This window comes from Streptomyces sp. NPDC005576 (assembly GCF_042871745.1).
Taxonomy (GTDB): domain Bacteria; phylum Actinomycetota; class Actinomycetes; order Streptomycetales; family Streptomycetaceae; genus Streptomyces.
On record NZ_JBIAJC010000013.1, the window covers coordinates 250,411 to 269,590 of the forward strand.

Here is a 19,180-nt window from a genome sequence, read left to right on the forward strand (position 1 = left end):
CGGTCGGGATCGGCACCGGACGAGCGCGTGGCAGGCAGGTCGCTCCCGTCTCGCCCGGTGGGAGGATCGCCCCCATGGGAGACATCGTTTTCACACGCAGGAGCGGCTGGATACCGAACGTGATCCGCGAGGACGGTGAGCTGAAGCTGATGCTCGGCGCCGGGGCGGACGCCAACCATGAACCTCGCACGTTCACCTTTCCGATCGGGGAAGCCCACGCCGCGGTGGTCCAGGAGGACCTGGCCAGACACCTGCTGCTGTGGAGTGCGGTCCTCCCCCTGTGCGACGCCGCCGGAAGCCGTGGCCCGCTCGACGAGACTGCCGCCGTCGCGCTCCTGGACCCGATCCTCCTCTCCGCGCCCGCGGACGTCGACGCGCTCTTCCGGCGCATCGAGTGGGACAGGGATCGGCTCATCGCCCACGGAGCCGACATCGATGCGCTCGATCGCGGTCAGGTCTGCGCGGCGCTGCGCTCGGCGACCGAGACGCCCGACGAGAAGCGGGCACGGAAGCACCACGCGAACCGGCGTCGCGCGGAGCGCGGAGCAGTACTCGGTCCGCTCGACAGCGCCCTGCTGAGGTACACGGGCCAGTATCTGCACGGTGCGACGGTTCCGAGGCGGATACCCGCAGCCGTCGAGGCCACGCTGCTGCCCGAGGTCATGCGAGTGATCACCACCGCGGAGCGGGCGTGCGCGGGAATGCGGATCGGACGCGATCCGCGACGGGGAAAGCGCGCCACGGACAAGCGCGACTGGGACCGGATGGCGACGGCGGTCGAGGCGGCCGTGCGCCGTGCACACCCTGAACTCGTCGACGACGCGGTACGCACCGTGAGCTTCCTGTTGTGCTCGGAGGCCGCGGACCGCTCCAGGAACACACCCGTGGAGGAGGACGAGGAGGCTGCCGGCGACCGCGCCGACGTCGGCGGGAGTGCGAGGAAGACGGCTCTGTCGTTCACCGACGACAAGGACGTCGGGAGGAAGTGGCGCTCGGACCAATCCCGCACAGCCACCGCGGAGTTCTGGGAGTTCGTCGGCGACCGTTCCGCCGCGGACAACGAAGTGTTCACCATCGAGGACGAGGAGATGGGCGAAGGGATCCAGCTCCACTTCTACGCGGACTCCGTCGCCCGGGTCACGACGGTCGGCGCGGGCGGAGGCGGGGCGGATACGGAGTACCGGGTCGAGTACAGCCTGGTCGACGGGATCGGCGGATACCGAACCCTGGTGAGCGCCTTCGTCCGCGGCGGCTGCGCCGCACTCGAACGGCACGGCTCATGGATGTCGGACGCCGCTGAGCTGGAGCGCGCGCGCCGGCGTCGCGATGCCGAGTAGACCCGGCGGGAGCCGTCTCACGCGCCGTCGGACGGCCGCTCGTGTACCGGCGCGGTGAGGCCTACTCGTAGGAGCGGGCAGCTCTCAACATGCCGGCGACCAGACTCCAGTCGGGGCAGTCGGGAACGGGCTCTCCGCGGTTCGTGAAGTAGCCGTCCATGTCGTTGGTGGGCCTCGTCCGGCCGGACCTGTCAGTGGCGTCGGCGGTCAGCCGGGGCGCCGGTACGGGCGCGGAGCGCCAGTACCGGGCAGACGATGGTCGCGGCGACGGCGAGCGAGGCGGGCAGCCGCGCCCATGAGGTGCTCGAGACCGGCGCTTGGGCGGCCAGCAGTACCACCGCGGTCGCGGCGGCGGCGGCCACTGCGGGTGTCGCCTGCGGGCGGCCGGGCGGGGCGGTGACACCGGCCGTCCACGCGTCGGTGACGAGCAGGTAGGCGAGGAGCAGGGCGGCGATGCAGACGACCAGCCAGACCGCGGGGTCGGTGACCGCGGCGACCGCGATCGCCGCGGCCGGCAGCACGGTCGTCCTGCGGCGGGCCGCGATGGTCCGCCAGCGCATGGAGGTCAGGACGGGGCGTGCGTCGACCATCGGGGCGGCCCACCACGCGGCCGTCGCCGCCCCCAGGACCAGCACTCCGACCAGCGGCGGTGCGTGCAGGGCGACCGGCGGGTTGCAGGCGGCGAGGGCGAGGGCCGTTCCGAGCAAGCGGTCGGTGATGCGGGAGGTGAGGCGTGCGAGGAGCCGGGCGGCGCGACTTTCGGCCGGAGACGGAGTCTGCCGGGCGCTCCGGGTGGAGGCGGTGGTCATCGGGTCCCCCCGTGGATGCGGGTGCGCAGCAGCGGCGCGAGGGCGAGGTCGAGGGTCTCGCCGGGCCGGTGGGCGACGACCGCGATGCCGCGTTCCACCAGGGCGAAACGCATGGCGTCGCGGTCGGCCCGCCAGAGTCGCAGCGCGAGTTCGCCCTCGGTGTCGCCCGGTTCGACCACCGGCCCGCCCGTAGGGATCTCGACCACGACCATCGGGTTGGTCCGTCCGCGCACCTGGTGCAGGATGTCGAGAATCCGCTGGTGGGTCAGTGGCGTGATGACGTACACCAGCGCCCCTTCGGGCAACGCGGGCGGTGCGAGCAGGCTGAGCCCCTCGTTGCGGTGGGCGAGGTCCTTGCGGACCTCCAGCACACTCTCGACGATGCGGTAGAAGTACCCCTGGCCGCTGCCCGGTTGCAGCCAGCGGGTCGCGCCACCGATCGAGACGACGCCGACCCGGTCGTGGGTGCGCAGGTAGGCGCGGACCAGTCCGGCGGCGGCCCGGAAGGTGTCGTCGAGCGAGGACGCGCCGGTGGCCGGGTCGACCACGTCGGCGAGCACGTCCAGCAGCACCACGGTGTCGGCGGCGCGCTCCGCGGCGAACTGGTGGACCTGGAGGGTGCCTCGGCGGGTGGTGGCCGGCCAGTGGATGCGCCGCTGCCGTTCGCCGCGTACGTACGGGTGCACACCGGTGACCTCGCCGCCCTCGCCGCGTTGACTGGCGGTGTGCTCGCCGAGCCGTTGCGGCAGCCGGACCGGGATCGGCGTGAGGCCGGCGTGTCCGGGCAGCGGAAAGACGGCGATCTCACCGAGATCGGCCCGCACGGTGCGCCGGGCCACTCCGCCGCGGTCGTACACGTCTACGTCGACCGTGCCGAGCGTCCAGCGGCCCCACCGCTGTGCGGTCAGGACGAGTTCGACGCGGTGCGGTCCTACCGCGAGGTGGTCGAGCCGGACCCCGTGCCCCAGGGTGACGCCGGGGTCGAGGCGCCCGGGCTCACCGTCGTAGGCCACCGCGATGCGCACCGTCACCTGTTCGCCCTCGAAACATCGCCGGGGCTCCGCCTCCACCTCGGCCCTCACCGCATCCGGAAGCGGGCCGCCCGGCAGGGCGAGGGCGAGCAGCACCAGGGGGCCGGCGGCGAGGGCAAGTACCCAGGCGTGCCCGGTGACGAGCGCGGCGACCAGCGCGACGACGGCCAACGTGCCCAGGCGCAGGGCGCGTTCACCGGCGCGCCAGCCGAACGGGGGTGGCGGCGGGGGTTGCGCGGCCACGTCGGGGCGGCCGCCCAGGGCCCGTTGCACAGCGGCGGCCGCGCCACGGGCCCGCACGGGCGCCGTCATGAGGCGATCGGCGTGCGCGGCAGGGTCTGCGGGGCGTGCACGGACTGCACGATCTCGCGCACCACGTCGTCGGCGTCGATCTGCCGGACCCACAGCTCCGGCTTGAGGGTGACGCGGTGCGCGAGGGCCGGCACCGCCACGGACTTGATGTCCTCCGGGGTGACGTAGTCCCGAAGGTCCAGGACGGCACGGGCGCGTGCCAGTTGCACCAGGGCCAGGCCGCCGCGCGGAGAAGCGCCGACTTGGATGTGCGGGTGGGCCCGGGTGGCCCGGACCAGTGCGACGACGTACTCCAGCAGGTCGTCGTCCACCTCGACGCCCTCGACGGCGGCCCGCATGGCGAGCACCTCCCCCGGACTGCTGAGTGTGCGCAGCACCGCCTCGGGTACCGCCCGGTCGACCCGCGCGCGCAGCATGCCCGCTTCCTCCGACGCCGCCAGATAGCCCATACGAACCCGCAGCAGGAACCGGTCGAGCTGGGCCTCGGGCAGGGAGTAGGTGCCCTCGTACTCGATGGGGTTGGCGGTGGCGACGACCACGAAGGGCTCCGGCAGCGACCGGGTGCTTCCGTCGATGGACACCTGGGACTCGGCCATCGCCTCCAGCAACGCCGCCTGGGTCTTGGGCGGGGTGCGGTTGATCTCGTCGGCGAGCAGCAGGTGGGTGAAGACCGGACCGGGCCGGAAGACCATGTCTGCGGTCCGTTGGTCGTAGAAGGAGGCTCCGGTGACGTCGGAGGGCAGCAGGTCGGGGGTGAACTGGATGCGGCGGAAGTCCAGGCCGAGGGTTGCGGCGAACGAGCGTGCCAGCAGCGTCTTCCCGAGTCCCGGCAGGTCCTCGATGAGGACATGGCCGCCGGCGAGGATGCCGAGCATCACCAGCGCCAGTGGTTCCGGCTTGCCCACCACGGCCTTGCGGATCTCGTCGAGCACGGCCGCGGCCCTTTCACCCGCCTGTCGGGGCGTCAGAGCGCGGTGTTCCGGAGTGGATTGCGGGCTGGTCACGGTGGGTTCCTCACGGAGCGGGGTCGGGATGCGGGCTGCGGGGGTCGGCGGCAGCGCGACGGGTCACAAGGCTTCCAGGCGGTCGAGCAGGGAGCGCAGGACGGGCTCCGGGAGAGTGGGCTGCGGAGTGGTCTCCCCGGGATCGATCCACGGCCACAGCTCGGTTCCGACCAGCGCCCGGGCCCGTTGCGGGTTCCGGTACATCGCCACGCCGTGCCGTTCGGACAGCCGGGCGGCGAACAGCCGCTGCAACTGCGGTCGCATGACGATCGCGAGGTGCGTTTCGCCGTCGTCCGCCAGAGTCTTGGCCACGATGCGCTGCCACTCGCCGAGCGCCGGGGCGCGGCCGGCCATCAGACGCTCCGGCCCGCGATGGCTGCTGTCCTGGGCGGCGCCGCCCGCGGCATAGCGCCCCAGGCCCAGCGCGGCCGCCGTGATGAGGGCGAGGCCGGTGGCAGCCGCGGCGACACCGTCCGTCAGGGCGAGCAGCACTTCGGCCGCGACCGCGGCGGTTCCCAGTACGACCAGTGAGTGGCGTACCGAACCGGGCTTGGACGAAAAGGAGTTGACGAGGGCCTGGATTCGGGCAGGCGTCTTCATGAGGCACCTGTCACGGCTTCGGGTCCGGAGGGTCGCGACCGCAGACCCTCCGCGATCTCGGCGAGCGCTGCCGCGGCCCGGTCGCGGTGGCTGCCGTCCATCGGGTGAGTGGAGTAACGGGCTTCGCGGAAGAGTCCGGTGAGCGCTGAGGCGGCCGCCTCCGTGGGCAAGCCGTCGGCGACGGCCCGCTCCAGCAGGTCCTGCGGGCTGTCCGAGGCGCGCCGGGTCACGCCCGAGTCGGCGAGCGACTCCACCATGGCGGCGTAACAGGCGATGACGGCTGCACGGGCGTCGGTTCCGTCCAGCAGGGCGCGGCGCCCGGAGTTCACGGCCCGGGCCAGGCGGTCCTGCTCGTCGTCGAGCGTCGCGTACGTCGCCGGGGCCTCGGGCGCGGGCGGCAGGCGGGTCAGTCGGCGCCACAGGCGCAGCCCGGCGAACACGACGACCACGAGGAGGAGGACCATGCCGAGACCGAGCAGGACGCGCACCGGCCCGAAGTGCGTGGAGTGGCCGCCGTGCCCGGCAGGCTGCGCGGTGGGCAGGGCGGGTACCGGGTCCTGTTGCGGAGCGGGGCGCTGCGCCGGCCCGTGGCCGCCCCCCTGACTGCTGCCGGGCGAACCGAACCGGTGCAGGACCAGGACGAGCAGCGGAACGGCCAGCGACGCGGCCAGCAGGACGTGCCTCACACCGTCGACCAAGCGTTGCCCCACTGGGTCGAGTTCCCTGGCCGCGGCGTCGACCTGGTCGCGGTACTTCTCGCGCAGCGTGAAGCCGCCGGCGAGTGACAGCAGGGCGAGCCCGACCACCAGGACCGAATTGCCGCCGAGTGGCCCGCGACCCTTGGTCCACAAGCCCGTGTCGGGGTGGAGCAGCAGTGTTCCCAGGACCAGTCCGCCCACCATCAGCACCGTCAACGCGGTCTGCGCGGCACCGATCGCGCTGCGCCGCCGTCGCCCGGCCGTCGTACGCCCCCGCACCAGCGCCCCCACCCCTCTCGTGTGATCGACAGCTTTGCACACCGGTCGACGGCGAGTCAGCGGAGTTCTGTTGGGGCGGCGATGAGGGAATCCTCCATGCTCCGCCGTCTACGTGATGTCGCCGGTGCGCGGCCGCCGGTCCCGCGATTCCCGTGACCGCGGCCGGAGCAGCCCGGAGAGGCGATTCGCGGCCTGCGGGACCGCGGGACACCTCCTCGGCGGCGCGGGCGAGTGCCGCTCGGGTCAGGCCGTCGCTCCCAGCCCGTGCAGGAAGGTGTCGACCACGACGTCGGCCGCCTGCGCGGCGGTCAGGCCGGGCATCTGCCGGGCCACGAGATGCATGAGTTGGGGCAGCAGCGCGCCGGCCCACCCCTCCGGTGCGCCGGGGCGGAGCAGTCCCTCGTCGACGGCGCGCCGGAGAAAGGTGTCCACGTTCCGGCTCGACGCGTCCCGCCGTGCGCGGATTGCGTCGTCGGCGAGCATGCGGGTCCGCTCCACGGGCCAGGTCCGATTGACTCCGATGATGTTCTCCACGTAGCGGTGCAGGGCGACGGCGACGGGGGCCTCGCGGAGCCTGGCGTTCGCGATGGCCCGTTCGACGGCTTCGAGCCGGCACTCGTAGACGGCTGCGAGCAGTTCCTCGCGGGAGGCGAACCGCCGGTAGACGGTGCGCCGGTCCACCCCTGCCTCGCGGGCGATGCTCGCGATGCTCACACCCGGATCGTCGGCGAGCATGCGGGCTCCGGTGGTCAGGACTGTTTCCAGGTTGCGCGCTGCATCGGCTCTCACCCCGTCACCGTACCGCTGATGAGGTGGATAGGTGGCTTAGTGCAACGCCCACGTAGAACTCTCTTTATGAAGCGCTACAGTGATGTGACAGATAAGAGTCAACTATCCGGAGGACGGAAAATGATCACCTATGACAGGCTCTTCGTCGCGGGGTCCTGGGTGGCTCCGAGCGACGGGGAACTGCTGAACATCCGCTCCCCGCACGACCGGTCCCTGATCGGCCGGGCGGCACAGGCCCGGCCGGCCGACATCGACCGCGCGGTGGCTGCGGCACGTGCCACCTTCGACACCGGCGTGTGGCGTGGGACGGCCCCCGCCGAACGCATCGCCCTCCTGCGCCGGTTCAACGACTTGCGCGAGGCGAACGCGGAGAGGATCGCGGCGCTGACCTCCGCGGAGAACGGCTCCGCCGCATGGTTCACCCTGGCGGGCCAGGCAGGTCTGACGCGACAGGCGAACGCCTACCTGAAGGCGGCACAGGAGTTCGCCTGGGAAGAAACTCTGGCGTCGAGCGATCCCGATGCGCCGGGACGCAGTGTGGTGCGGCGCGAGGCGGTTGGCGTGGTGGCCGCGGTGATCCCGTGGAACTCCCCGTTCTCCTCGGCGACATCGAAGATCATCCCCGCGCTGCTCGCCGGGAACCCGGTCGTCCTGAAGGTGTCACCGGAGAACTCGTTGAGCATGGGATTGCTGGCCGAACTGCTGGGACGGACCGGTCTGCCGGAAGGCGTGGTCAGCGTCCTGCCGGCAGAGCGGGAGACCAGCGAGTACCTGGTGTCGCACCCGGGCGTGGACAAGATCGCTTTCACCGGTTCGACGCGGGCCGGGCGCCGGATCGCGTCGATCGCCGGCGAGCAGCTGAAGCGGATCAGCCTCGAACTGGGCGGGAAGTCGGCCGCCGTGATCCTGCCGGACGCCGACATCGCCGAGGTGGTACGGGGGCTGAAGTTCGGTTCGCTGCTCAACAATGGCGAGTCGTGCATCGCGCAGACCCGGATCCTGGCCCCGCGCTCCCGGTACGAGGAGGTGGTGGCCGCGTTGAAGGAGCTGGTGGAGTCGCTGAAGGTCGGGGACCCCACCGACCCGGACACCTTCATCGGCCCGATGATCCGTCAAGACCAGCAGCAGCGCGTGCGCGACTACATCGAGCTGGGCATCGAGGAAGGAGCCCGTCTGGTGACCGGCGGCCCGCAGATCCCCGAGGGGCTGGAGAAGGGCAACTACGTCACCCCGACGGTCTTCGCCGACGTCGACAATTCGATGCGCATCGCGCGGGAGGAGATTTTCGGCCCGGTCCTGGTCGTCATCGCGTACGACGACGAGGATGACGCCGTGCGCATCGCCAACGACTCCGAGTACGGGCTGTCCGGCGGTGTGTGGTCCTCGGACGAGAACCACGCCCTGGCCGTCGCCCGCCGCATCCGCACCGGCACGGTCACCGTCAACGGCGCCTCCGTCGCGTTCGACGGCCCCTTCGGAGGCTTCAAGGCCAGTGGCATCGGCCGCGAGTACGGAGCCGTCGGCCTCGGTACGTACACCGAGTACAAGACCATCACCCTCTGATTCGCTCCGACCGGCGCGTCCACCGGGCAGCCGCGGACGAACCACGCGACCCGGGCGGTGCGGACGGCAGGCGCACCGCCTTCCCCCAGGCATCGCGGGACGGCCCTCAGGACTCCGAGGTGTACGCGCGGTCCAGGGCGTCCAGGGCTGCCTCGACCGTGGTGCGGCCGGCGAACAGCGACGCTACCTGCGCGAAGTGTTCTTCCTGGACCCCCGGGTGGGGCCAGAGTTGGTCCATGAAGGGGACAGCCTTTCCCGCCCGTTGTTCCTCCGCTATCGCGGCGAGTGCGGGTTTGACGTCGAAGTCGTCGTTCGGGATGGCCGGCAGGGTCGCCCCGGCGCGGTTGTAGGCGTTCTGACCCGCCGCCGATCCGATGAAGTCCGCGAACGCCAGAGCGGCCTCCATGTGCTTGGCCTTCGCGTTCACCCCGTAGGCCGCGGAGATCGCGGCCGGCATGCGGGTGCGTGACGGCGAGTTCCCGGCCGGCAGGACGAAGATGCCCAGCTCGAGACCGGGAGACTGCGCTTGGATCTCGGCCAGGCTGCTGGCGACCTGTACGACGCCCACGGCCCTGTTCCCGGCCACGTCGGCGACGGTGTCCTCGTAGGTGGTGTGCAAGGGGTCTGCGGAGAAGCAGCCCTCGTCGTTCATCGTCATGTACTTCTCGAGGGCTGCCTTCCAGCCGGAGGTCGCGAAGGTCGCGTCCCCGTCCTGCATCTTCTGGTCGAAGTCCGGGGTCGTGCCGTACACGGTGGTGGCGGCGAGGGCGTAGCTGACCAGTTGGGTGACCCAGGGAGTCCCGTTGCCCAGCGCCAGCAGGGTCGTGCCCCCTTCCCGCGCCTGCCGGCACAGGCCGATCAGCTCGTCCCAGGTCTTCGGTGGCTCGGCGCCGATCGCGGCGAGAGCCTCCTTGGAGTAAACGACGCCGATGCCGCTGTAGTTGGCCGGCACGGCGAAGGTGTGGTACTTGACCTGAACGACCGACGCGGCATCTCCGGGGAGGTCCACAGCGAACCGGCGTGCGCTGAGGTCGTAGAGCCGGCCCTCCTCCTGCAGGCGCACCACGGAGGCCGGGTTCCCGTTGCCGGGCCATACCGTGAAGACGTCGGGGCCCTCACCCGACGCGAGTTGGGTGCCCAGGTTCTTCTGCAGTTGATCCGTTTCGGCGTAGTTCACGGACACCTTCACCTCCGGATCGAGCTTGCCGAAGGCTGCCACCACCGCGTCCATGGAGGCACGGTCGGTGACGTTGGCGGTGATCCGCAAGGTGTTGTCGTCCGCACCGACGTCACCGCCGCAAGCGGACAGCAGCCCGATGAGAGAGGCAGCGACGGTTGCCGCGGTACCGCGGTACGCCCCGCGTCGCACGGTGGGGCGTTGTGGCGCTGAGGACATGAGAAGGCTCCGTGCGGATGGTCGGATGGTCGGATGGAAGAAGCAGGACAGGGGGGTGTCCGGCGCGGAAAAGGCCGTGGGGCGCGGTGCCGCGGTGCTCTGCATTCCGCACCCCACGGCTCGCACGGTCGGGAGGAAGTCGTGCGGACACCTGCCCGGTGCGCTGGACGGGGTGCGGCCCGTGGCCGGTTCAGGGCGTGGCCGCTCCGGGTGTCGAGCCGGGTGCGGTCAGCCGACGGTCACGCTTCGCTGTGCGGTCAGGTGGCGGGACGAGCGTGCCGTGGCGAAGGTGTACAGGCCGGGGGCGAGGACCCAGCCGCCCGACTGCCAGACGGACAGATCCCCCGGCGAGACGGTGAAGGTCAGCCGCCGTGAACCCCCGGCTTCCAGGGCGACCTTCTGGAAGGCGACCAGGCGGCGGGGCTCCGCTGCTGCCGCACCCGGCAGGGAGGCGTAGACCTGGACCACTTCCGTGCCCTTGCGTGGGCCCGTGTTGGTGACCGTCACGGAGAGGGTGACCTGTCTGCTCGCCCGGTCGTAAACCACCTCCAGGGACCCGTGGGCGAAGGAGGTGTAGGAGAGGCCGTGGCCGAAGGCGAAGCGGGGTTGCTGGCCCGCAGCGTCGTAGTAGCGGTACCCGACGGAGATGCCCTCGTCGTAGGAGACCGAACCGTTCTTGCCCGGGTAGGTCGCGGAGGTGGTGCCGGGTCCCTGGGTCGCGTCGGTGGGGAAGGTGACGGGGAGACGGCCGGAGGGGTCGCTGTCCCCGAAGAGCACGGCGGCGAGGGCGGTTCCCATGCCACGGCCCCCGTACCAGAGCTGGAGGACGGCTTCCACCTCGTTCAGCCAGGGGGTGGCGACGGGCCCGTCGGTGTTGAGGACGACGATCGTGCGCGGGTTCGCGGCCGCCACGGCGCTGATGAGCTGGTTCTGGTCTGCCGGCAGGTCGAGTCGTGCGTGGTCCATGGCCTCGCCGGCGACCCGGTTGACGAAGACGACGGCGGCGTCGGCCGCTCGCGCCGCGGTGACGGCGGCGGGGACGAGGGAGTCGGGCTGCCAGCCCAGGGTCAGGCCGCAGGTGCCGGACTCGGCGGTGGCGTTGGTGTAGGTCAGTTCGATGCTCACCGGGCGGCCCGCGGTCAGCTGCGCGGTCCCCTGGAGGGGGTAGTCGAACGGTCCGAGGAAGAAGCGGCGCATCTGCCGGGTGCCGGAAACGATCTCGGTGCCATTGATCTTCAGGGTGGCCGTACCGGCGGGCAGCAGGGAGAAGCGGTGCAGGCCGGTGATGGTCGGTACGAGGGTGCCGGTCCACTTCGCGGACCAGACGGCGGGCAGATTCGCCGCCGGTGCGGTGGTGAAGTCGACCACCGCGTCCGTCCTGGTCAGCACCGGAGACCCGGTGGGCTCGGCGCCCGCGAAGCAGGCGGCGCTCAGGCCGGCCCTGCCCGCGCTGTCGCGCAACACCGTCGAGGGGACCACGGCCAGGGGCAGGTCGCCCTTGGTGCCCTGTGCATGGGTGACGGTGACGGAGCTTCCGGCCCGCGCACGGATGGCCTGGAGCGGCGTGGTCCAGGTTCCGGGATCGACGTAGCTGGATCCTCCGACGCCGGTCAGGGCGTCGGCGCCGGCGGGACCGATGACGGCGAGCGACCTCACCGAGGCCGTCAGCGGCAGGGCCGAGGAGCCGTTGGCGAGCAGGACCGTGGAGGCGATCGCGGCCTCGTGGGCGAGGTCCCGGTGTTCCTGTGTGCTGACGTCGTCTGCGGGGGCCGGGACGGGGCTGTCGAAGAGGCCGTTCGCGAACATCGTGACGAGGATGCGGCGGGCCGCGTCGTCGAGTCGCGCGGCCGGTATCGCGCCGCCCGTGAGCCCGCCCCCGGGAATCGTCACCGCGCCGGGGCCGAGCCCGGCGAGGTCCATGCCCGCCCGGGCGGCGGCGACCTGGTCGTCGCCCGCCCAGAAGTCCGGCACCGTGTAGCCCTGGAGGCCGAGCCCCCTCTTGAGGTCGTCGAAGAGGGCGGGGTTCTGCGCGGCGAAGGCTCCGTTGATCTTCGGGTAGGCCATCATCACGGACGTGGTCGGCGCGGCGGCGACCACGCGGCGGAAGGGCGCCTCGTAGATCTCGCGCAGGGCGCGATCAGGCACCTTGGTGTCGGTGAAGAACCGGTTGGTCTCCTGCGTGTACGCCGCGAAGTGCTTCACCGTGGCGGCCACCTGACGGCTCTGCATACCGACCGTGACGGCTGCTCCCAGGCGGCCGGCGAGCAGCGGGTCCTCCCCCATGCCCTCGGACTGGCGGCCGGAGTGCCAGGTCCGCGTCAGATCCACGGTCGGGCCCAGCAGGTTGTTGTACCCCTTGCCCCTGCCCTCGGTGCCGATCGCCCGGCCGATGCGGCCGGCAAGGTCCTCGTCGAAGGTCGCCGCCTGAGCGACCGGAACGGGAAAGGCCGTCACCCCTTTCTCGCCCCGGAGACCGGCGGACGCGTCGACCATGGTCAGGGCGGGGATACCGAGGTGCGCCACGGCCGCGAAGTCGCAGCGTACGAGGGCCTCCTTCTCGGTCGCCGTCATCCTGGCCAGCAGGGCGTCGGCCCGGTCCTGCGAGGCGGAGTCGGTAGCGCCCACTGCCTGACCGCCCATGACCGGGACCATGGCCACGGCCAATGCGGTGAAGGTGGCGGCAGAGAGGAATTTTCTTCTGTTCACAGCGGCTCTCCGAATACGTATGGACGGCTGCTCGATATTCCGTCACGAGGGGAAATGGGGTCACCCAAGAGGTCAGGCTCTCGGGTGACCCCGGCCTGAAAAGAAAGCATGTGATGCATGCATCGCAGGCATGCACATGCGTCTCGCCTTCCGCTTCTTTCGAGACAGCCTCTGCCGCGTCCCGCGACAGCGATTCGTGCGCATCTCGGCGCCGACTCGCGAAGCGTCTCGCCCAACAGAGGGAAAGCTATTGCCTGTTCATCCCAGGGTCAACCCTTCGACAGCACCACTTCGAGTAAGCCACCTACCAGCGGAAACAGAATCTCCCGGGATGAAATAAAATTGAAAATTTCAATTTCACTCCCCTCGGAAAGCCCCCTCCATCAGCCCGCTGGATCACACGCATCCACGGCAGTAATACCGAATTCCTGAACAGGTCCCACAAACGCCTGGACTGCCCGGCGCGGGCAGTGATCGCGCCAGGCAGTCCAGAGTTCGGATGTGCGATTCGTTCAGGCAGCCATACCGGCGATTGCGGCGGTATCGAGGACGTGTTCCCCCGCGCCGAGGGAAATCGGCGGACAGCCGGGCAATTCGGCGACGGCGCGGGTGCCCTCGGGGACGGTGCAGCGGGCGGTCAGGCCGGTGGCGGTCGTTTCCCAAGAAAGGGCCGCGGTTCCGTACGGGGTCTCATGGCGGGTGCGGGCCCAGGTGATTCCTCCTCCGGGACGCGGCCGGAAGGCGATCTCCCGGTAGCCGGGGCCCGTGGCGGTGATGCCGCCGACGACCCGGTGGAGCCAGTCCGCGACGGCGCCGAGCGCGTAGTGGTTGAAGGAGGTCATCCCGCCCGGGTTGAGGCTCCCGTCGGGCCGCAGGCTGTCCCAGCGTTCCCAGATCGTGGTCGCGCCCTGGGTCACGGTGTACAGCCATGAGGGGCACTCGGTCTGGAGCAGCAGCCGGTAGGCGACGTCCAGGTGACCGGTGTCGGTGAGTGCGTCACAGATCAGGGGTGTCCCGACGAAGCCGGTGGCGATACGGGCATCGTCCGCGAGGACCAGTTCGGCGAGCCGGTCCCCCGCGTCGCGGCGCTGCTCGGGGGTGAGCAGATCGAAGGCGATTCCCAGGGCGTAGGCGGTGGGGCTGTCGCTCGTCATGCGGCCGGACGGCAGGACGTACCGGTGGCGGAAGGCTTCCGTCACCTCGGCGGCCAGGGCTGCGTACCGGTCGGAATCCGCGGCCTTCCCCAGCTCGGCGGCGGCACGGCCGAGGTGACGGGCGGAGTGGGCGAAGTAGGCCGTGGCGACGAGGTAGCGGTCGGTGACGCCGGCCGCCGGGTCCTCCGGCGGGGCGGCGGGGTCCAGCCAGTCGCCCAGCTGGAAGCCGGTGTCCCACAGGCGGGTCGGGCCGGCGAGGCGCTCCACCAGGTCGACCCACTTCTTGGCCATGGGGTAGTGGCGGCGGAGCAGACCGAGGTCGCCGAAGCGCTGGTGGAGGGTCCAGGGGGTGAGCACGGCCGCGTCTCCCCAGGCCGCCCCGGGGTGGATCGGCGTCCACATCGGGGCGCCGGGTATGACGGGCACGTACCAGGGGACGGTGCCGTCGGGGAGTTGTTCCAGGCCGACGTCGGTGAGCCAGGAGTCGAGCATCCCCGCGCAGTCGTGGAGGAAGCTCGCGGTGGGGGCGAAGACCTGTATGTCGCCGGTCCAGCCGAGGCGTTCGTCGCGCTGGGGGCAGTCGGTGGGTATGTCGACGAAGTTGCCGCGCATGCTCCAGACGACGTTCTCGTGGAGGCGGCTGACCTGGGGGTCGCTGCACTCGAACCAGCCGGTACGGCGCATGTCCGTGTGGTGGACGCGCGCCGTCACCATGTCGGCGGTCAACTCGCCCGGCCAACCGGACACTTCGGCGTAGCGGAAGCCATGGATGGTGAAGCGTGGCTCCCAGCTGAGCGGGCCTTCGCCGGAGAGGATCAGCGTGTCGGTGGCGTACGCCTCGCGCAGCGGTCGTGTCGCCGGCCGGCCGTTCTCCAGTACTTCAGCGTGCCGGAGGACGACGGTGGTGCCGGCCGGCCCGTCGACCGTGACGTGGAGGCGGCCCACGAGGTTCTGCCCGAAGTCGAGGAGGTGGCGTCCGTCCTCGGTGCGGGTGAGGGAGACGGGGACGATCTCCTCGGTGCGGCGGACCGGTGGCCCCATGGGCGCGACCAGGGTCGCGGGGTCACGGTGGCCGGTCCGTACGGGCGTCCACGTGTCGGCGGCGGTCTGCGAGGGCGACGGGGTGCACCACTGCGGATCGTGCAGTCGGGCGTCGAAGGTCTCGCCCTCGTAGAGGCCGCTGGTCAGGATCGGACCGGGTGCCGCGCTCCAGCTGCCGTCGGTGGCGACGACGCAGATGGTGCCGTCGCGGTACCGCACCTCCAGTTGGGCGATGAGCGCCTGATCTTTCCCGTAGATGTTGCGGGTGCCGCCGTCGAAGCCGTACTTGCCGCGGTACCAGCCGTCGCCGAGCCAGGCGCCGACGGTGTTGGCGCCCTCGGTGAGGAGGTCGGTGACGTCGTGGGTGCGGTAGCGCAGCCGGTGCGGGTAGACGGTCCATCCCGGGGCGAGTGTCTCGTCGCCGACCCGGCGGCCGTTGATCTCCGCCTCGTACAGGCCGTGCGCCGAGACGTACAGACGGGCGTACGCCACGGGGCGGTCGAGCCGGAAGTCCTTGCGGACCCGGGCCGGGCGGCGCTCGGCCTCCGGGTCCTCGTCCCATCCGGCGCCGACGGGGACCGCCTGCCAGTCGGTGGGCGCCAGCAGGCCGGCTTCGACGGTCTGCGGATCGCTCCAGGCTGTCGGCTCCTCGGCGTCGGGGGTCCAGACGCGGACCCTGACTCTCGCGCGTTCGCGGGACGCCAGCGGCTCGCCGGGCCAGGGGGCGAGTACGTGGGTGTCGTCGTCGACGCGTCCGGTGCGCCGGACGGTGCCGGAGCGGTCGACCTCCAGTTCGTACGCCTGCTGCCGGCCGGATCCCGGCGGCAGGGTCCAGGTGAGCCGGGGGGCGGCGACTCCGACGCCGAGTCCGTCGGGAAGGTGCTCGAAGGACACCGGGGAGGGGGGAGGGGGGAGCAACGGGAGGACCTTTCTAGCACGTGCGGGAGCGAGCGCGGTGGCGGGCGGGGGTCAGCCCTTGACCGCTCCCGAGGTGAGGCCCTTCATGACCTTCTGGTTGAGGAAGAGGTAGATCAGGAGGGTGCCGAAGACGTTGATGCAGATGGCCGCGAACAGGGGGCCGTACTGGGTGGCACCGAAGTCGCCGGTGAAGTTGAGCAGGCCGACCTGGATGGTGCGCAGGTCCTGGTCGTTGGTGAAGGTCAGCGCGATGAGCAGGTCGTTCCAGATGAAGAAGAACTGGACCAGACCGACCGTGAGCAGGGCGTTGCGGACCATGGGGACACTGATGGTCCAGAACGCGCGCAGGATGCCGGCGCCGTCGATGGTGGCGGCTTCGAAGAGTTCGCGGGGAACCGCACGGTAGTACGTGGCCATCATGAAGACGGTCAGGGGCAGGCCGGTGCCGGTGTAGGTGAGGATCAGCGGCCACAGCGTGCCCGACAGGCCGGTCTGGAAGTAGGCGGTGAACAGGGGCAGCAGGATCATCTGCGGGGGCACCATCATGCCCGCGAGGAAGATCAGCAGCGTGAGGCCGCGGCCCTTCCAGACCATGACCTGCAGGGCGAAGCCCGCGGCCGTGCCCAGGAGCAGCATCAGGGCCAGTGCCGGGACGACGGCGAGCAGGCTGTTCTGGATGTACAGACCGATGTTGCCCGTGGTCCACGCCTCGGAGTAATTGCCCCATTCCCACGTCGTGGGCAGGCTCCAGGTCGAGTGGTTCAGGTAGTCGTCGTTGGTCTTGAGCGACGTGAAGAACATCCAGATCAGGGGGTACAACTCGACGACCAGGAGCAGTGCGACGACGATCTTCACCCAGATCCGGCTGCCGGCGCGGCCCTTCCGGCCGCGAGCTGCTCGCGGGGACGCGTCCCGGCCCGGGTGTCCGACGGAGGTCTTCGTGGGGGTCTCGATGGCCATGGGTCAGCCCTCCGTGAGGTCGCGCCGCGAGACGCGGTAGACGACCAGGCTCACCATCAGGCACACCACGGTCAGGAGCAGCGCGATGGTGCTGCCGTAGCCGTAGTCGCCGTAGGTGAACGACGTCTGGAACATGTACAGGGTCAGCGGGCTCGTGCTGTTGCCGGGACCGCCGTTGGTCAGCGCGACGATGGAGTCGAAGGCTTTCAAGGTGCCGTTGATGCTGAAGATCAGCGACGACATCAGCACCGGCAGGGAGAGGGGCAGCACGATGTGGCGGACCAGCCTGAGTCCCGTCGCTCCGTCCAGCCGGGCGGATTCGAGGACCTCGTCGGGGATGTCGACCAGGCCGGCGAAGAGCAGCACGGCGTAGAAGCCCATGGAGCGCCAGATGTCCATGGTGATCAGCACCCAGAAGGCGCTCCCGGCGCTGCCGAAGAAGTCGATCGAGTCCAGACCCACCATGTTCAGCAGGGAGTTGACGGGACCGGTCTGCGGTGCGACCTGGAAGAACTTCTGGAAGAGCAGGCCGACGGCGACCGTCGGGAGCACTACGGGGAAGAAGACGAGTGTGCGCACGAGAGCCGAGGCGCGCTTGAGGAAGAAGACGTAGAGCAGTGCGAGCAGGTAGCCCGCGACGACCTGTCCGACCGTCACCACGACGGCGTACTCGAGGGTGAACCAGAGGGCTTCCCGTACGGCGTCGTCGGTGAGCAGGCGCTGGAAGTTGTCCAGTCCGTTGCCGGTGAAGCCGTCGATGGTGTTGCCCCGGGTGAACGAGTACCCGAGCGACCACACCATCGGGACCAGCATGATCAGGGAGTAGACGAGGAGAGCGGGACCGAGCAGGATCAGAATGGCCCTGCGGTCACCGAGGACGCGGTGCATGGGTGGAGTCCACTTCGTTGCATGGAAGTTGCCGTGAAGTTGCCGTGGAGGGGGACCTGTCGGGCAGGACCGGGGCGGCGCACACGGGGTGCGCCGGGCCACGTTTCGGAACGGCCCAGGAGGCCGGTGCGCCGCCCCCGGCCGGTCACTCGGCGGTCACTTGGCGGTCAGGGCGTCCTGCACGGTCTGCATGAACTTCTGCGGGCTCATGCTGCCGCTGACCAGGGAGGCGGCGTTGGTCTGGCTGACCGTGGTGGCCTTCGTGTTGAACAGCGCTTCGAACCAGAGCACGTTCTGCTCAGACGCGCCGATCGTCTCCCGGACCTGCGTGGTGACCGGGTTGGCGTCCTTGACGTCGCCGTTCACCTTGAAGCCGGAAATGGCGCCTTGGTCCTTCAGAGCGGTGGCGCCGTAGTTCTTCGCGATGCAGGCCGCCCAGTCACCCGTCTTGGAGTCGAAGGACTTCTTGGCGAGGGTGATCCCCAGACCGACGTTGGAGGGGTACTGGCCGATCGCGCCCTTGCCACCGGTGACCGCCGGGAAGGGCATGAACCCTACGTTCTGGGCACCCACCTTGTTCTGCTTCGCGTCGGAGATGTTGCTCAGCGCCCAGCTCCCCATGTAGAACATGGCGGCCTTGCCGGTCAGGAACTGGTTCATCGCGGTGTCGTAGTCGATGGAACCCACCCCCTTGCCGAAGTAACCCTTCTTCCCCAGGGCCGCGATCTCCTCGGCGCCCTTCAGGTACTCGGGGTCGGTCAGCTTCGCCTTGCCGTCCGCGACCTTCTGCAGCGCGTCCGGCCCCAGGCTGCGGTAGAGGTAGTCGCTGATCAGACGGGTCAGGGGCCAGCCCTGCTGACCGGAGGCCGAGAAGGGCTGCACGCCCGTGCTCCGAAGCTTCGCGGACGCGTCCACCAGGGCGTCCCAGGTGGTGGGCTCCTGCAGTCCGTTGTCGGAGAAGAGCTTCTTGTTGTAGAAGATGCCCTCGATGTTGTACTCGTACGGCAGGACCGCGAGCTTGCCCCCGTACAGCGCCTTGACCGTGGAGACGGCCGCGGGCTCGATCTGGTCCAGGACCCCGAGGCCCTTGAGCTCCGTCTCCAGGTCGGCGACCTTCCCGGACTTGTTGAGCTGGTTCGTCAGCGCGGGGGCGTTGCCGGCGGCGAACTGGACCGGCAGGGCGTCCTGGCCGGCGAGGAGCTGGAGTTTCTGGTCGAGGCTCGCCTGCGGAACCGTCTCCACCTTCAGCGGCAGTGCCGTGTTCTCCGCCTTGCAGGCGCCCTGGGAGAGGGTGGTGAGTGCCGTCTTGACCGCGGTGTTCTCGGTGACGCTGAGGTAGCTGAACTCCTTCGGCGCGGACGAGGACCCGGATCCGCTGCCGCCGCAGGCGGTGGCGAGCAGGGCGAGCGAAGCCGTGCCGGCGACGGCCAGGCTGGGGCGCACTCGACGGGTACGGGGCATACGAGGGGACACGGAAGACTCCCAAGAAGTACGGAGAGAAGGCGAGGAAAGGGGGCGGCACGGCGGGCAACGTGATGGGCCCTGCCGCGTCGGACGAACGTGTAAAACGTTCTCTACTCGGATTGGCATCACCCTGCACCCCTCTCCTTGCTCCGTCAAGACACGGAGAGGTAACACCGTGGTGTTGTGCACGTAGCCTTGACGACACAGGGGGGTGAAGGTGTAGACCGTTAT

Annotated in this window: 14 protein-coding genes; 2 read left to right on the forward strand and 12 right to left on the reverse strand. The window is 70.3% G+C overall.

The window, feature by feature from the left end:
* The first annotated feature begins 74 nt into the window (after nt 1-74).
* Nucleotides 75-1,337 carry a DUF6357 family protein gene (locus tag ACFYPN_RS24280; protein ID WP_389300916.1) on the forward strand — a complete coding sequence of 421 codons (1,263 nt, stop codon included), beginning with the start codon at nt 75-77 and terminating at the stop codon, nt 1,335-1,337.
* 191 nt (nt 1,338-1,528) lie between these two features.
* Here ACFYPN_RS24280 and ACFYPN_RS24285 read toward each other — a convergent pair whose 3' ends face one another.
* The 6 genes from ACFYPN_RS24285 to ACFYPN_RS24310 form a co-directional block, all read right to left on the reverse strand.
* On the reverse strand, nt 1,529-2,146 hold the full coding sequence (locus ACFYPN_RS24285; RefSeq protein WP_389300919.1) for a hypothetical protein: 618 nt from the start codon (nt 2,144-2,146) through the stop codon (nt 1,529-1,531).
* On the reverse strand, nt 2,143-3,489 hold the full coding sequence (locus ACFYPN_RS24290) for a DUF58 domain-containing protein (RefSeq protein ID WP_389300921.1): 1,347 nt from the start codon (nt 3,487-3,489) through the stop codon (nt 2,143-2,145). The genes ACFYPN_RS24285 and ACFYPN_RS24290 overlap by 4 nt, the downstream gene beginning before the upstream one ends.
* The gene (locus ACFYPN_RS24295; RefSeq protein WP_358763627.1) at nt 3,486-4,493 is read right to left on the reverse strand and encodes a MoxR family ATPase; all 1,008 of its coding nucleotides are present in this window, start codon (nt 4,491-4,493) and stop codon (nt 3,486-3,488) included. The genes ACFYPN_RS24290 and ACFYPN_RS24295 overlap by 4 nt, the downstream gene beginning before the upstream one ends.
* Nucleotides 4,494-4,556: 63 nt before the next feature.
* Nucleotides 4,557-5,093 (reverse strand): hypothetical protein, encoded by a 537-nt coding sequence (locus ACFYPN_RS24300; protein WP_358763626.1) that lies wholly within the window; start codon nt 5,091-5,093, stop codon nt 4,557-4,559.
* Nucleotides 5,090-6,082: a DUF4129 domain-containing protein gene (locus tag ACFYPN_RS24305; RefSeq protein WP_389300923.1), complete on the reverse strand. Its 993-nt coding sequence runs from the start codon at nt 6,080-6,082 to the stop codon at nt 5,090-5,092. Before ACFYPN_RS24305 ends, ACFYPN_RS24300 begins: the two co-directional genes overlap by 4 nt.
* 231 nt (nt 6,083-6,313) lie before the next feature.
* Nucleotides 6,314-6,805: a TetR/AcrR family transcriptional regulator gene (locus ACFYPN_RS24310; RefSeq protein ID WP_358763657.1), complete on the reverse strand. Its 492-nt coding sequence runs from the start codon at nt 6,803-6,805 to the stop codon at nt 6,314-6,316.
* A 174-nt stretch (nt 6,806-6,979) separates the two neighbouring features.
* On the opposite strand from ACFYPN_RS24310, the gene ACFYPN_RS24315 reads away from it, so the two are divergent.
* The gene (locus tag ACFYPN_RS24315; RefSeq protein ID WP_358763622.1) at nt 6,980-8,422 is read left to right on the forward strand and encodes an aldehyde dehydrogenase; all 1,443 of its coding nucleotides are present in this window, start codon (nt 6,980-6,982) and stop codon (nt 8,420-8,422) included.
* 106 nt (nt 8,423-8,528) lie between these two features.
* Here ACFYPN_RS24315 and ACFYPN_RS24320 read toward each other — a convergent pair whose 3' ends face one another.
* The 6 genes from ACFYPN_RS24320 to ACFYPN_RS24345 form a co-directional block, all read right to left on the reverse strand.
* Entirely contained in the window at nt 8,529-9,818 is a 1,290-nt protein-coding gene (locus ACFYPN_RS24320) for an extracellular solute-binding protein (protein ID WP_358763620.1), read from the reverse strand.
* 228 nt (nt 9,819-10,046) lie between these two features.
* Nucleotides 10,047-12,524 (reverse strand): glycoside hydrolase family 3 C-terminal domain-containing protein, encoded by a 2,478-nt coding sequence (locus ACFYPN_RS24325; protein WP_389300924.1) that lies wholly within the window; start codon nt 12,522-12,524, stop codon nt 10,047-10,049.
* Nucleotides 12,525-13,036: 512 nt separating this feature from the next.
* A complete protein-coding gene (locus ACFYPN_RS24330; RefSeq protein WP_389300926.1) occupies nt 13,037-15,613 on the reverse strand; it encodes a family 78 glycoside hydrolase catalytic domain in 2,577 nt (858 codons plus the stop codon).
* A gap of 75 nt (nt 15,614-15,688) precedes the next feature.
* Nucleotides 15,689-16,597, reverse strand: a complete 909-nt coding sequence (locus ACFYPN_RS24335) for a carbohydrate ABC transporter permease (protein ID WP_358763615.1) — start codon at nt 16,595-16,597, stop codon at nt 15,689-15,691.
* A 3-nt stretch (nt 16,598-16,600) separates the two neighbouring features.
* Nucleotides 16,601-17,485, reverse strand: a complete 885-nt coding sequence (locus ACFYPN_RS24340; protein ID WP_358763613.1) for a sugar ABC transporter permease — start codon at nt 17,483-17,485, stop codon at nt 16,601-16,603.
* Nucleotides 17,486-17,641: 156 nt separating this feature from the next.
* Nucleotides 17,642-18,958, reverse strand: coding sequence for an extracellular solute-binding protein (locus tag ACFYPN_RS24345; RefSeq protein WP_358763611.1), 1,317 nt, complete (start codon nt 18,956-18,958; stop codon nt 17,642-17,644).
* Nucleotides 18,959-19,180: the final 222 nt, after the last annotated feature.

What these genes read in the sequence shown, in the direction of transcription:
- ACFYPN_RS24340 (WP_358763613.1), bottom strand. Translation starts at nt 17,485, where the DNA reads ATGCACCGCGTCCTCGGTGACCGCAGGGCCATTCTGATCCTGCTCGGT.
- ACFYPN_RS24320 (WP_358763620.1), bottom strand. Translation starts at nt 9,818, where the DNA reads ATGTCCTCAGCGCCACAACGCCCCACCGTGCGACGCGGGGCGTACCGC.
- ACFYPN_RS24280 (WP_389300916.1), top strand. Translation starts at nt 75, where the DNA reads ATGGGAGACATCGTTTTCACACGCAGGAGCGGCTGGATACCGAACGTG.
- ACFYPN_RS24315 (WP_358763622.1), top strand. Translation starts at nt 6,980, where the DNA reads ATGATCACCTATGACAGGCTCTTCGTCGCGGGGTCCTGGGTGGCTCCG.
- ACFYPN_RS24290 (WP_389300921.1), bottom strand. Translation starts at nt 3,489, where the DNA reads ATGACGGCGCCCGTGCGGGCCCGTGGCGCGGCCGCCGCTGTGCAACGG.
- ACFYPN_RS24285 (WP_389300919.1), bottom strand. Translation starts at nt 2,146, where the DNA reads ATGACCACCGCCTCCACCCGGAGCGCCCGGCAGACTCCGTCTCCGGCC.
- ACFYPN_RS24335 (WP_358763615.1), bottom strand. Translation starts at nt 16,597, where the DNA reads ATGGCCATCGAGACCCCCACGAAGACCTCCGTCGGACACCCGGGCCGG.
- ACFYPN_RS24310 (WP_358763657.1), bottom strand. Translation starts at nt 6,805, where the DNA reads ATGCTCGCCGACGATCCGGGTGTGAGCATCGCGAGCATCGCCCGCGAG.
- ACFYPN_RS24300 (WP_358763626.1), bottom strand. Translation starts at nt 5,093, where the DNA reads ATGAAGACGCCTGCCCGAATCCAGGCCCTCGTCAACTCCTTTTCGTCC.